This window comes from Sphingomonas sp. GW821-FHT09B04 (genome assembly GCF_059418285.1).
Map to the genome: position 1 here is coordinate 44,084 of NZ_JBWKPO010000003.1, position 12,539 is coordinate 56,622.

Consider the following 12,539-nt stretch of genomic DNA (forward strand, 5'->3'; position numbering starts at 1 on the left):
CCGGAGTTCGAGTGTCTCGTCAGCCGCCGAAATATCGTCCCAATACGCGCTTCCACGGCCGGGTGGAGGCGCCTGGCAGGCCGTGCGCAGAGCCGGGCTGCGGCGAGCCGGGTGAGTTTCGCGCCCCGCTGTTGAGCGACCGGCGCCCGAGCGACCAGCCCGGCGAGTATCGCTGGCTGTGCCTCGACCATGTCCGCGCGTTCAATTCGGGCTACAACTTCTTCACCGGGATGAGCCCTGACGAGATCCATGACGCGCAGCGGCCGCTGGCGGGGTGGGAGCGCGAGACGCGGGCCTTCGCGACCGGGGGCTCGGACCGGCCACCGCGCTGGGCCGACTTCAGCGATCCGCTCGACGCGATCGGCGCGCGCTGGCGCAACGCGATGCCCGCCGAGCGGAAGGACGGCAAGTCCCTGTCGGGCAAGGACCGCGAGGCGCTGCGTACGCTGGCGCTGGAGGTCGATGCCGATCGGATGGCGCTGCGCCGCCGCTATTCAGAGCTGGTGCGGAAATACCATCCCGACCGCAATGGCGGGGACCGTAGCCAGGAGGCGATGTTGCAACGGGTGATCGAGGCGTATCAGCAGCTCAAATCGTCGCCGGCCTTCGCCTGATCCCGAAGGTCCTTCCGCTCTGAGCCTGTCGAAAGGCTGCGCTTCGACAAGCTCAGCACGAACGAGGGGCAAGGTGACGTGCTCAGCCGCCGCAGCCTCCGCACCCGCCGCCACCGCAACCCCCGCCATCGCCGCCGCCGTCTCCGCCCGAGGAGCCGCCGTCGCCGCCACTCGCGGCGCGCATGGTGTGGAAGGCGCCGAACTCCGAACCGACCAGCACTCCGGTTCCAAACAGGGCTACCGCCAGCCCGACCTCGCCGGCGAGCGGGGCGCGGCGGATGCGGTCGGCTTCCTCGCGGGCGTCGCCGAGCGCGGCGATGCCTGCAGCGGTAAGCTTGGGGATAGTGAGGGAGCGGATCAGCGCGAGGATCGCGGTGATGATCAGCAGAACCGTGAGGAAGCCGATCGGGCGGTCACGGGCTTCGCCAATGAACCATTTGGTCGCGCCGAACATCAGCAGCGTGAGGTAAGGTAGCAGCGCCCAGTAGCGCAGGTTGGCGCGCTCGCTGCTGGTGAGCATGAGGCCCGCGCGCTGGAGGCGGTCGTTCAGCCTGTCCGCGGTCGGGCGCAGCGTGCGCTCGATCCGAGACCAGTCGAGCGGCGCGGTTAGCGCGAGGACGCTGTTTTCGGCGGTGGTGGCGCCGTTGCGCATCCGTATGTCGAGCTTGTCCTTGCCATCCATCACCAGCGCGCGCCCGGAGAGCAGGCGCGCGACGATGCTGTCGGCGAAGCGCGCCTTGCCGCCGGCAAGGAAGGCAAGCTGGTCGGGATCGCTTACCCTTTGGCGGCGGCCTTCGGGCAGCTGCCAGGCGGGGATCAGCATCCCGGCGATCACCACGGTGACCAGCAGGATGATGTAGAGGATGAGGAAGGGTCCGCCGGTCCAGTCGAGGGGGCCGAGAGACATATCAGGTCACTCCCAGATAGAGCGCGAGCGCGATCAGCCCGATGAATGCCAGCAGGAGCAGCGCGGCCTGCTGGCGTGAAAGGAGGATCGCGTCGCGCGGATGCACCCGCCGCGCGCGGGGATCGTCCAGCAGCCGTTGCGCGGCTGATGGCCAGATGTCGGAAGGGGGTGGCGTACCAAATGCGGCCTCATACCGGGCCAGCGTATCGGCATATTGCGCGAAGAAGCGGTTGCGCTCGACCGGCCCGCCGGCGGTCGGGCCGTGGTGGAGCGGCTTGCCCAGAACATCAGGGCAGAAGCGCTCCCAATAGTCGCGGGTGTAGGTGAGGTGGAGGTGCCACGCCTGATCGACCGCGTCGGACGGCGTGACCTGTGCCGCGCCGGTCGCCGCGAGGAAAGTGAAGCGGCGATATTCCTCGATCACGCGTGCCGCCATCGCGGCGCTCCAGCCATTGTCGCGCGCGAGGCGTGCAGCAAAGGAGAGCGAGGCTTCGAGCGGGCCAATTTCGTAACGGGAAAGGCGTTGCCAGACCGGGTGTCCGGTAGTCGAGGCGGGGACGGTGTCCGCTTCACGCATCTGATCTCCTACTACCACACTAGGAGATTTTGTCAAGATGTGCGGACGCTCCGCCCCGCCCTTTGACGCTATTTCGGCGCGACGAGGCCGAAGGTCGCGCCCTGCGGATCGGTGGCAAAGAAGACGCGTTCGCCGCCGGGTACTTCCATCGGATCGTGAAACGGGGTGCCGCCCAGTTCCTTTACCTTCGCGTGCGCCACCTCGATGTTGGGCACCCGGAAGTAGAAGTTCCAGCTGACTGGATTCTCTGGCTTCTCGCGCGGCATCATCGCGCCCCACACCTCGTCCTCGCCGCCGGGCGTGAGGAAGCTGTAATCGCCCCACGGCATCGGCATCGCGCCCGCCTTCTTCCAGCCGAATATCTGGCCGTAAAAGTCGAGTGCGGCGGCATCGTCGGTGGTCTGCAGTTCGTTCCAGCTGCCCTTGCCGAGTTCCATCCGGCCATAGGCTTTGCTGTCCTCGGGGCTCTCGCCGCGCATGATGTAGAAATGCGCGCCCTGCGGATCCTCGACCATCGCCATGCGGCCGACGCCCGGCATGTCGGTAGGCGGCATATGAGTCTTGCCGCCGAGCGATTCGATCTTCGCGACGGTCGCGTCGACATCATCGACGCCGACATAACCGAGCCAGGCGGGCGCGGTCGGCATCGGGTTTTTCATGATTCCGGCGACGCTGTCCTCACCCGCCGACATGATGGTGTAGTCGATCCCGTCGCCGGGAAATTTGCTCGGGGTCCAGTCGACGATCTGGCTGTAGAAATCGATCGCGGCGTCCGCGTCGGTCGTCAGCAGTTCGTACCAGATCCAGCTTCCGTTCGGATTGGTCATGACATGGTTCCTCGATGGGGTGGCGGGGCGGTGCCGGGCAAGGGATCCGGCACCGCCCCCCCCCCGCGCGGGGGCTCAGGCCTTGGTGTCGAGGATCGGCGCGAAGCCGCCCCACATCATCCGCTGGCCGTCGAAGGGCATATTTTCGAAGTCGGGCTTCATTCGCTCGTCCTCCATCAGCTTGGGCCAGGCGGTGTCGCGCGCTTCCTTGCTGGGCCATTCGACCCAGCTGTAGACGACGCGCTCGCCGTCCTTGCGCAGCGTGGCGCGGTTATAGTCGGTCTTCTTGCCGTCGGGGATTTCCTCACCCCAGGCTTCGACCACGCGCAGTGCACCATAGTCCTGGAACACGGCAGCCGCCTTGGTTGCCATGTCCTTATAGGCGTCGCGATTCTCCGCAGGCACGGGGAGGACATAGCCGTCGACATAGCCAGTGCCGTTGCCGTCGCCGACATCGACGAAAGATTCGAACCCGGCGAAGATCATGCGACTGCCGTCGAACGGCATCTCCATGTTTCCGAGATCGGGATCTTCCATCATCTTGCGGTTGGCTTCGTCGCGCGTCGCCTTGTCGGGATATTCGAGCCAGCTGAACAGCACGGTCTCATCATCCTTGAGGTCGACGGCTTTCTTGAGATCGTTGGTCTTGCCGTCGGGCACGTCGTCGCCCCAGGCTTCGACGAAGCGGGTTGCGCCGAGGTTCTGGAACAGCTCCACGGCGCTTTCGGCGTGCTTCTTGTACTTGTCCTTGTTCGCGGTGGGGACGGGGGTGAGGAATCCTTCGACAAAGGTCATCTTCTCTCTCCTTGGGACGTATGGGTCTTGATTCAGGCCGCCGCAGCGGGGGACGGTTTGAAATCCGCGAGCTGCGCGGCAAGCGCTGCCTTGAAGGCGGGGCGGCTGATCGCGCGCTCCAGGTACGCCATCAGGACGGGGCGCTCCTCCAGCAAGCCACTGCCTTCGATATCGCGCAGTACCGTCGCCATCGCGATGTCGGCGATGCTGAACTGGCCCGCGAGCCATTCGCGCCCGTCGATCGCCGTGGCGAGCCGATCGAGCCGCTGGCCCGCGAATTCAATGAGGCTGGGGCGGCGAAGTTCCGCCCATGGTTCGCCGGCCGAGAAAATCTCGATGTTCGAGAGTTCGAAGGCCGTCGGCTCGACGCTGTTATAGGCGGCGAACAGCCAGCTGATCGCGGTCGCGCGGCCCTGCGGGTCGCGGGGCAGCAACCGTTCGTCCTTCTCGCCGATGTGGAGCAGGATCGCGCCGCTTTCGAACAGGTTGAGGTCGCTGCCCTGATCCACGAGTGCGGGCACCTGACCCCAGGGCTGTTCCCTGTAATAGGCTTCGGGGCGCGGCCCGGCGGCGTTGAGCAGCCGCATCGAATAGGGCAGGCCGATCTCCTCGCACGCCCAGCGCGGACGAAGATCGCGAACGAAGCCGCGGGCGAAATCGGGCACCCAGTTGAAACCGGTAATCTCAAGCTGGGCGGGTTGCGGGGTGGCTGACATGCTATTCTCCTTGTTCTTGTTCAGTAGCCCTCAGGCCACTCAAAGGGCGTGCCGGGGCGATAGGGGCGGCCCTCATCGATCACGCGAGCGATGGAGGGGCGGGCGCGTAACCGGGTGAAGAGGCCGGCGAGCAGCGGACGATCGCCGATCGGGACCATGAGGTTGGCGTAGAAGAGCGCGGGTGCGGCGGCGCAGTCGGCAAGTCCAAAGTCCGCGCCCGCGGCCCATGTGCGACCGGGCAGCCGCGCTTCGAGGAAATCATAGGCGGTTGCGATCAGCGCACGATCCGCATCCTCGTCGCATGGCTTGCCCATCAGCTGTGCAAGCACCAGCCGGGTGAGGGGGTCGGCGATGTAATTGTCGAACACCCGTTCGAGCGTGCGCGGCTCAAGCCCGGCGAGCCGATCTTCGGGCACCAGCGGGGTGCGGGCGGGTGCGAGGGTGTCGAGATATTCGACGATCACCCCGGACTCGCCCAGCACGGTACCGTCGCCGGTTTCGAGCGCAGGGAATTTGGTGAAGGGCCAGACTCTTGCGAGTGCTGCGCGATGATCGGGGTTGCCGAGATCGACGAACACGGGGTCGAACTGCAGATCATGCTCGTAGAGCGCGATCAGCACCTTCTGACAATATTGCGCGAAGGGGTGGTAGTGGAGGCGGAGGGTCACGCGTCGCCCTCCTTCTTCAATCCCTTGAGCAGGGCGACGACGGCCATCGCATGGCCATGGCCGAGCCCCAGCTCATCCTTGAGCGTAGCGACGATCGCCATTGGCTTGATGCCGTCGGCAAGCGTGGCACCCGCGGTCCAGCCGCGTTCGGCGCCCATTGTGCGCAGGTCAGCCGGCGACTTGCCGGTCTTTTGTTCAATGGTGTTGAGATAGGCCTGAAACGACATGGATTTAGCTCCTCAGGCGTTGACGGGGGTGCCGGCAGCGGCCGCCTCGACCGTGGCGATGTCGATCTTGCGCATCGTCATCATCGCATCCATCGCGCGCTTGCTCGCGGCGGGATCGGGGTTCTCCCAAATGAGCGTCATCAGCTTCTTCGGTGTGATCTGCCAGTTGACGCCCCATTTGTCCTTGCACCAGCCGCAGGCGCTTTCCTTGCCGCCATTGCCGACGATTGCATTCCACAGCCGGTCAGTTTCTTCCTGATCGTCGGTCAGGATCATGAAGCTCACCGCCTCAGTCTGGGGGAACATCGGGCCGCCATTGAGGCCGATGAATTTCTGTCCGGCGATCTCGAAGTCGACCGTGATCACGTCGCCCGCCTTTTGCGAGGGCGTGTCGGACGGCGTCCGGTTGATGGCGGTGATGTGGCAATCGGAAAGCAGCGACGCATAGAAGTTCGCGGTTTCTTCGGCGGTATGATCATACCAGATGCAGGTAATAAGCTGAGTCATTGCGTTTTTCCTCTCAAATCGAATGTCGGACTCGCGGCGGTAAACCCGCCAATATTTTTCGACCAACGACCTGCCGGTGCGGTCAGGCGAAGGGGCCGGCGCCGTTGAGCGCGCCGTGGCCAAGCATCGCGACCGCGGTCACGCCAAAGGCCGCAATGCCGATCGCGACGCTCTGGGCGACGGGCAGATATTCGCGGAACAGGCTACGCATCTTGTGTCTCCATTTCGGGGGCGGCGGAGGGGCCGCGAATCGCTTGCTTGATCTTGATGCGCGACTCAGTTATTAAAAGCAACTATGAAGTTATAAAAAGTGACTCAGAGCGACGAGGCGATGGAAAAACGGTGGTATGACGATGCCTGCGGGACTGCGCTGGCACTGGAATTCGTGGGCGAACGCTGGTCGCTGCTGATCATGCGCGAGCTGATGCTGGGTGCACGGCGGTTCGGGGAGCTGAAGGCGGACTTGCGGGGCATCAGCGCGAATGTGTTGACCCAGCGGCTGGAAAGCCTTGAGCGCGCCGGTATCCTGATACGCCGCAAGCTGCCGCCCCCCGCGAACGTGCAGGTCTATGAGCTGACGCCGTGGGGCTATGAGAGCGAGCCGGTCTTTCAGACGATGGGCAAATGGGCGACGCGCTCGCCGCTGCACGATCCGACGCTGCCGCTCTCGCCTGTGTCGGCGATGATGTCGCTGCGCACGATGATCGATCCCGACCGGCCGGATATCGAGATGACGATCGGCTTCCGCTTTCCCGGCGCGACATTCATCGGGAAGCTCGACAAGCACGATCTGGCGATCGCGCGTGGTGAGATCGATGGCGCGGACGTGGTGTTCGAGACAGATACGACGCGGTTCGTGACGCTCGTTTACGGCAAATGGCCGTTCGAGGAGTCCGAGGCGGAAGGGCGGCTGAAGCTGACCGGCGACAGAGCCAAGGCGCAGCAGTTCGTCGACCTGTTCGCACTGCCCGAAAAACTTACCCAAGGAGATGCATGATGGCCAAGCCCGAGCGGATCGAGATCGAGAACGTCCTTCAGCCCGGCAAGACCTATCGCGTCGAGGCCGGCAAGTTCGCGGCGATGCGCGATGCGATGCTGGCGGTGCTACCTGCCGAAGCGCCGGGGCTGACGCCCGGGGAGATCAAGGCGGCTGTGCTGCCGCGCCTGTCCGAGGACCTGTTTCCGGGAGGCGACAAGGCGGGGTGGTGGATCAAGGCGGTGCAGCTCGATCAGGAGGCCAAGGGCGTGCTCGCGCGATCGACCGCGCCGGTGCGACTGTATCGCGCCTGACATGGCGTGGCGCGCCTCGCCGAATCGCGCAGCTTTACGCGCGCAAACGCCTTAGCTCTCGACTTGGCGCGATGCGTGCCTGTAGGGGAAGCGCGACTCAAAAGGTTCGCTTGCCATGACCGATATCCCGAACACCCAGCCTGACAGCCGGGAAACCACGATTCTCGAGGCGCCTGACAAGTTTGTCAGCGTGCGCGACCTGTTCGGAATCGACATCGACATGGACGTGCCGGCGTTCAGCGAGGCGGATGAGCGGGTGCCCGATCTCGACCCCGCTTATGTGTTCGATCCCGACACCACGCTCGCGATCCTGGCGGGCTTTGCGCACAACCGTCGCGTGATGGTTCAGGGCTATCACGGCACTGGCAAGTCGTCGCACATCGAACAGGTGGCGGCGCGCCTGAACTGGCCTTGCATCCGCATCAACCTCGACGCGCATATCAGCCGTATCGACCTGATCGGTCGCGACGCGATCGTGCTCAAGGACGGGCAGCAGATCACCGAATTCCGCGAAGGTCTGTTGCCTTGGGCGATCCAGACACCGACCGCGTTGGTGTTCGACGAATATGATGCGGGCCGTCCCGATGTGATGTTTGTGATCCAGCGCGTGCTGGAGACCGAGGGCAAGCTGACCTTGCTCGACCAGAACCGGGTGATCCGCCCGAACCCCTATTTCCGCCTGTTCGCGACCGCCAACACGGTAGGTCTGGGCGATACGAGCGGCCTGTATCACGGCACCCAGCAGATCAATCAGGGCCAGATGGACCGCTGGAACATCGTCGTGACGCTCAACTATCTGCCGGCAGCGACCGAGGCGCAGATCGTGCTCGCCAAAAGCGGCGAATATGACAAGCCGGGCGGCAAGGAACTGGTCGAGAACATGGTGCGCGTCGCGGACCTGACGCGCCGCGGCTTCATCAACGGCGATATCTCGACCGTGATGTCGCCGCGTACCGTGATCACCTGGGCGCAGAACACCGAGATCTTCAAGGACCCGGGCTTCGCGTTCCGCCTGTCGTTCCTCAACAAGTGCGACGAAGCCGAGCGTGCGCTGGTGGCCGAATATTATCAGCGCGTGTTCGGCAAGGATCTGCCCGAGAGCGTGGTCGGCAAGGCCTGATGTCGGAGCCGCCTAGTTCCCTTTGGGAGCAGGCGGCGCGACGGCGCCATAGGCATTGACCGCAGCGATCCGGCGGCCTCGGATGAAGTCGCGCATCAACGGGAAATAGCCGGCGGGCTGGCGGGTCGAGAGCCGGGTGCCGTCGGCTGCGGTCTCGAACAACTGCATGCCGTGTTCGGCGCCGGGGAAGATCGCGGTGGAAATCGGCTTGCCCTCGCGCGTGAGGCCCGCCAGCCGTGCTGAGGTTTCACCGGGCGCGGCGTCGCGATCCTCTGCTGCGAGAATCCAGAGCTGCAGAGTGTCGAGGTTGCGGAGTACTGGCATCGGATCGTAGCGAAGTGGGATGTTGGGGATCAGCCCCGGTCCTTTGTCGCGCAACGTTTCGATCGGCGCGGTGAGCATGAAGCGCGTGAAGTCGCCGCCGATCCGGCCGAACCAGGGTTCCGCGCCATATTTGGCGCGCACAGGAGCCATGTTGCGTTCGCTATCGCGAAACCCGCTTTCGAGCGTCGCGGCGATTGCGTCCGCGATCTCGGTCGCCGGAGCGACAAGCGCGGCCCCGCCGATCCGGCTGGCGTCGGCGAGTAGCGATTCGCGTTCGGCGGCGATCGGCGACACGGCAAGGCCGAAGCTGACGATAACGAAGTCCACCGGGGCGATCCTGGCTGCAAGCGGCGCCACCCATCCGCCCTGGCTTCCTGCCTGATAGCCGATCGCGCCCGTTCTGCGTCCGGCCAGCCGCCGCGCTTCGGCTGCGGCCTTCACCGCGTCGGTCGCGAGGACCAGATAGTCGTGCGAATAGCGTCCGCCCGAGGCGCCGGTTCCGCGCTTGTCATAGACGAAGGCGCCGATGCCGGCGGCCGGGAACTGGCGTTGTAGGCTATAGGCTTCGCGCGCCGAGATTGGCTCGGCGCCGTGGATCAGCACCACGATTGGGACCGGGTCGGAACCCTTGGGCAGGATCAGGCGGCCGGCGAGTTCGGCCCCTTCGACCGCGAACCGGGTTTCGATGACGTCGAGGCCGACGCGCTGCCCGGGTGTGCCAGCAAAATCGATGCTTCCGGCTGCGCAGTCGAAGTGGAGGGTCTTGCCGTCGGCGCGACCCGTTCTGCCGAGGCTGCTCGTCCAGCTTTTGCCGTCGGTCGCGGGAGCCAGCGCGCCGTTCGTGCCGTCCTCCTGGCGCCAGCGTAACTTGCCTTCGCCTGCCGGCGCGACATCGACCGCTCGGCCGTCAACAAGCCGATATGCACCGATGGCGCAGCGCGCGGCGTCCGTATCCGTGGGTTGTGCAAGCGCGGTTGGAACGCTGAACGCGAAAGTGAGGGGCACGAGGAGTGCTGAGAGCCTTTTCATGATCTGAATTTCATCCGAACTGTGCCACCCAGCTAATACAGTTCGAGGAAATCACGATGCTTTGCAAGGACCAGGGAGGGTCTGATGCTATTTCCGCAGCGGCTGAGGCCCTGTCGGGTTCCGGTTTCAGGCCGGTACCCGCGCCCAGTCCATCGTCCAGCTGACGTCCCAGCTCTTGCCGCGGTCGCTGGAGGCCATTTGTTGCCAGCGGTGCGATTTGCCGGGGACGATGCGGTCCCAAAGGCCGCGGTAGATCGTCTCGACGCCGTCGACCGTATCGCGCGATTCAAAGATGCCTTCACCATCGGTGAAGCCGCCGGTGAGGCCTGCGGCGCCCAGCGCGCCCGATTTGGCGTTGACCCAATAATCGCTCCAGATGCAGGTCTTGAGGTCGAGCAGGCGAAGGCCCATGCCTGAGAAGGCACGCACGGGGATACGCAACTCCTCGACATGACCGACCCCGTTCAGGATCGACCAGCAGGTTGCTTCTCCTGCGAATTCATCCCACTTGCCATTTCTGAGCTGGCGATGGGCGATCTGCCACTCGCCACTCAGCCAGCCGAAATCGCCCGGCTTGCCCGCGGGAGTGGCTGCGGCCGCGTTGCCGGGAAGGGATATGCTGACTGCGAGTCCAGCGGCGGACTTGAGTATATCGCGGCGCCCAATGGTATCGATCATGTTCGTCTCCCGGCTCGGTACGGCCGGTTTAGAGCGGTAAAGCTGACACCCTCCGTCAGCTTTACCGTGCTGGCGGTAGCGGAGTACGATTTTGCCCGCTAATCGGAGCGCGATGGCTGCCGACTCTCCTCTCGATCAGTTCAAGTCCGTCCTTGCCGGGGCGACGCGCGCGCTGGCGCACGAGCCGGAGGTCGAACTGGCCTTCACCGCGGATGCGCCGACGCAGTCGGGACGGCATATCAAGGTGCCGATGCCTGGGCGCAATCTGCCGCTTGAGCAGGTGGCTGAGGCGCGCGGCTTTGCCGACGGGTTTGCGTTGCGCATGCGGTTGCACGACGCTGCACTGCATCAGAAGCGGGCACCCAGGGAAGCGGTTGCGCGCGCCGTGTTCGATGCGGTGGAGACGGCGCGGGTCGAGGCGCTGGGATCGCGCGGCTATGCGGGGATCGCCGGGAATCTCGACCGCGCGCTCGAAATGCGGATGCGTTCCGATCCGATCAATCGCGCCCGCACGCGTGACGAAGTGCCGCTGGCAACGGCAATCCAGTTGATGGTTCGCGAGCGGCTGACCGGGCGAGAGGCGCCGGCTGAAGCGGCGCTCGGGCTCGCACTCGTGCGCGACTGGATCGAGGATCGCGGTGGGGCCGATCTGGATGCGCTGGCGCTGGCGATCGACGATCAGGCCGCGTTCGCCAAGCTGGTCGGTAACCTGCTCGAGGATCTCGAACTGACCGAAGGCGAGATGATCCCCGACGAAGCCGATGAGGGCGGCGGCGAAGACGAGGGCACCGACGAACAGGAGCAGGACGAAGGCGAAGAGGGCGAGCAGGACGGAGAGACCGGCGAGGGCGAAGTCGAGGCGCGCGGGGAGCAGAACGAAGCCGAGACCGAGGACGGCCAGGAAAGCGAGCAGGAGCAGGGCGAGTTCGACGACGCCGAGGGTGAGCCGGGCGACGAGGGCGAGGAAGGCATGATGCCGGTTCGCCCCAACCGGCCCTGGTCCGACTTGCCGCCGCAGTTCGACTATAAGGCGTTCACCACCGCCTATGACGAGGTGATCGCGGCGACCGAGCTGTGCGATGAAGAGGAGCTGGAACGGCTGCGAGCCTATCTCGACCAGCAGCTCGTTCATCTGCAGGGCGTCGTGACCAAGCTCGCGAACCGGCTCCAGCGACGGCTGATGGCGCAGCAGTCGCGCAGCTGGGATTTCGATCAGGACGAAGGGTTGCTCGACGCGGCGCGGCTGGCGCGCGTGGTGGTCAATCCGATGCAGTCGCTGTCCTACAAGGTCGAAAAGGACGCCAAGTTCCGCGATACGGTCGTCACGCTGCTGATCGACAATTCGGGTTCGATGCGCGGGCGGCCGATCTCGATTGCGGCGATCAGCGCCGATATCCTCGCGCGCACGCTCGAGCGCGTCGGGGTCAAGACCGAGATCCTCGGCTTTACGACCAAGGCATGGAAGGGCGGACAAAGCCGCGAGAAGTGGCTGGCCGAAGGTCGGGTGCCGCTTCCGGGCCGGCTCAATGACGTGCGGCACATCGTCTACAAGCAGGCCGATGAGCCGTGGCGGCGCGCGAAGAAGTCGCTGGGCCTGATGATGCGCGAAGGGCTGCTCAAGGAGAATATCGACGGCGAGGCGCTGCTGTGGGCGCACCACCGGCTGATCGCTCGGCCCGAGGACCGCAAGATCCTGATGGTCATTTCCGATGGCGCGCCGGTCGACGATTCGACGCTGTCGGTGAACAGCGGCTCCTATCTGGAGCGGCATCTGCGGCAAGTGATCGGCTGGATCGAGCAGCGCTCGCCGGTCGGGCTGGTCGCGATCGGCATTGGGCATGATGTGACGCGCTATTACAGTCGCGCAGTGACGATCATGGATGTCGATCAGCTGGCCGGAACGATGATCGAGCAGCTCGCTTCACTGTTCGATATCGACGCGTGATCGAAGCGCCGCCCGGCGGGTTTTACGGGCCGGTCAAGCGATCGATCACCATTGCCGGACATCCGACGTCGATCAGTCTGGAGCCGGCTTTCTGGATAGCGCTGGAAGCAGAGGCGGCGCGCCGCGACCTGCCAATCAATGCGATCGTTGCCCAGATCGACCATCTGCGGATCGGTGCTGAGGATCCCCCCAATCTGGCGAGCGCAATCCGCAGCTGGCTGTTCGGGCTGCGACAAAATTGCGACAGTAGTGAAAATGATTCGCAACTTCGTTGACTCTGCGAACGACTCTCAATAGCTGGCCCCAAAACGAATA

17 protein-coding genes are annotated in these 12,539 nt (G+C 64.9%); 6 read left to right on the forward strand and 11 right to left on the reverse strand.

Annotated elements, in window-relative coordinates; all coding sequences use genetic code 11:
- Window positions 1-11 precede the first annotated feature (11 nt).
- On the forward strand, window positions 12-614 hold the full coding sequence (locus tag AC07NK_RS09805) for a J domain-containing protein (protein WP_495170402.1): 603 nt from the start codon (window positions 12-14) through the stop codon (window positions 612-614).
- A gap of 82 nt (window positions 615-696) precedes the next feature.
- Here AC07NK_RS09805 and AC07NK_RS09810 read toward each other — a convergent pair whose 3' ends face one another.
- The 9 genes from AC07NK_RS09810 to AC07NK_RS09850 form a co-directional block, all read right to left on the reverse strand.
- Complete coding sequence (locus AC07NK_RS09810) at window positions 697-1,521, reverse strand: TIGR04222 domain-containing membrane protein (RefSeq protein WP_495170403.1); 825 nt, start codon at window positions 1,519-1,521, stop codon at window positions 697-699.
- A 1-nt stretch (window position 1,522) separates the two neighbouring features.
- Window positions 1,523-2,098, reverse strand: coding sequence for a glycine-rich domain-containing protein (locus AC07NK_RS09815; protein WP_495170404.1), 576 nt, complete (start codon window positions 2,096-2,098; stop codon window positions 1,523-1,525).
- A 68-nt stretch (window positions 2,099-2,166) separates the two neighbouring features.
- Window positions 2,167-2,925 (reverse strand): VOC family protein, encoded by a 759-nt coding sequence (locus tag AC07NK_RS09820; RefSeq protein ID WP_495170405.1) that lies wholly within the window; start codon window positions 2,923-2,925, stop codon window positions 2,167-2,169.
- A 75-nt stretch (window positions 2,926-3,000) separates the two neighbouring features.
- Complete coding sequence (locus tag AC07NK_RS09825) at window positions 3,001-3,720, reverse strand: DUF1428 domain-containing protein (protein ID WP_495170406.1); 720 nt, start codon at window positions 3,718-3,720, stop codon at window positions 3,001-3,003.
- A gap of 32 nt (window positions 3,721-3,752) precedes the next feature.
- On the reverse strand, window positions 3,753-4,436 hold the full coding sequence (locus AC07NK_RS09830; protein WP_495170407.1) for a glutathione S-transferase family protein: 684 nt from the start codon (window positions 4,434-4,436) through the stop codon (window positions 3,753-3,755).
- Window positions 4,437-4,456: 20 nt separating this feature from the next.
- On the reverse strand, window positions 4,457-5,104 hold the full coding sequence (locus AC07NK_RS09835; protein WP_495170408.1) for a glutathione S-transferase family protein: 648 nt from the start codon (window positions 5,102-5,104) through the stop codon (window positions 4,457-4,459).
- A complete protein-coding gene (locus AC07NK_RS09840; RefSeq protein WP_495170409.1) occupies window positions 5,101-5,331 on the reverse strand; it encodes a DUF4287 domain-containing protein in 231 nt (76 codons plus the stop codon). The genes AC07NK_RS09835 and AC07NK_RS09840 overlap by 4 nt, the downstream gene beginning before the upstream one ends.
- A 12-nt stretch (window positions 5,332-5,343) precedes the next feature.
- Window positions 5,344-5,838 carry a VOC family protein gene (locus AC07NK_RS09845; RefSeq protein WP_495170410.1) on the reverse strand — a complete coding sequence of 165 codons (495 nt, stop codon included), beginning with the start codon at window positions 5,836-5,838 and terminating at the stop codon, window positions 5,344-5,346.
- A gap of 82 nt (window positions 5,839-5,920) precedes the next feature.
- On the reverse strand, window positions 5,921-6,049 hold the full coding sequence (locus AC07NK_RS09850; protein ID WP_495170411.1) for a hypothetical protein: 129 nt from the start codon (window positions 6,047-6,049) through the stop codon (window positions 5,921-5,923).
- Window positions 6,050-6,169: 120 nt separating this feature from the next.
- On the opposite strand from AC07NK_RS09850, the gene AC07NK_RS09855 reads away from it, so the two are divergent.
- From AC07NK_RS09855 to cobS, 3 genes are all read left to right on the forward strand, one after another.
- Window positions 6,170-6,835: a winged helix-turn-helix transcriptional regulator gene (locus tag AC07NK_RS09855; protein WP_495170412.1), complete on the forward strand. Its 666-nt coding sequence runs from the start codon at window positions 6,170-6,172 to the stop codon at window positions 6,833-6,835.
- Window positions 6,835-7,128 carry a DUF6958 family protein gene (locus tag AC07NK_RS09860; RefSeq protein ID WP_495170413.1) on the forward strand — a complete coding sequence of 98 codons (294 nt, stop codon included), beginning with the start codon at window positions 6,835-6,837 and terminating at the stop codon, window positions 7,126-7,128. The genes AC07NK_RS09855 and AC07NK_RS09860 overlap by 1 nt, the downstream gene beginning before the upstream one ends.
- A gap of 115 nt (window positions 7,129-7,243) precedes the next feature.
- Window positions 7,244-8,248, forward strand: a complete 1,005-nt coding sequence (gene cobS / locus AC07NK_RS09865; RefSeq protein ID WP_495170414.1) for a cobaltochelatase subunit CobS — start codon at window positions 7,244-7,246, stop codon at window positions 8,246-8,248.
- 12 nt (window positions 8,249-8,260) lie between these two features.
- Here the strand turns inward: cobS and AC07NK_RS09870 are convergent, their stop codons facing one another.
- A complete protein-coding gene (locus AC07NK_RS09870; protein ID WP_495170415.1) occupies window positions 8,261-9,601 on the reverse strand; it encodes an alpha/beta hydrolase in 1,341 nt (446 codons plus the stop codon).
- Window positions 9,602-9,727: 126 nt separating this feature from the next.
- Window positions 9,728-10,279, reverse strand: a complete 552-nt coding sequence (locus AC07NK_RS09875; RefSeq protein ID WP_495170416.1) for a hypothetical protein — start codon at window positions 10,277-10,279, stop codon at window positions 9,728-9,730.
- Window positions 10,280-10,391: 112 nt separating this feature from the next.
- On the opposite strand from AC07NK_RS09875, the gene cobT reads away from it, so the two are divergent.
- On the forward strand, window positions 10,392-12,224 hold the full coding sequence (gene cobT / locus AC07NK_RS09880) for a cobaltochelatase subunit CobT (protein ID WP_495170417.1): 1,833 nt from the start codon (window positions 10,392-10,394) through the stop codon (window positions 12,222-12,224).
- Window positions 12,221-12,499, forward strand: coding sequence for a ribbon-helix-helix domain-containing protein (locus AC07NK_RS09885; protein WP_495170418.1), 279 nt, complete (start codon window positions 12,221-12,223; stop codon window positions 12,497-12,499). The genes cobT and AC07NK_RS09885 overlap by 4 nt, the downstream gene beginning before the upstream one ends.
- Window positions 12,500-12,539 lie beyond the last annotated feature (40 nt).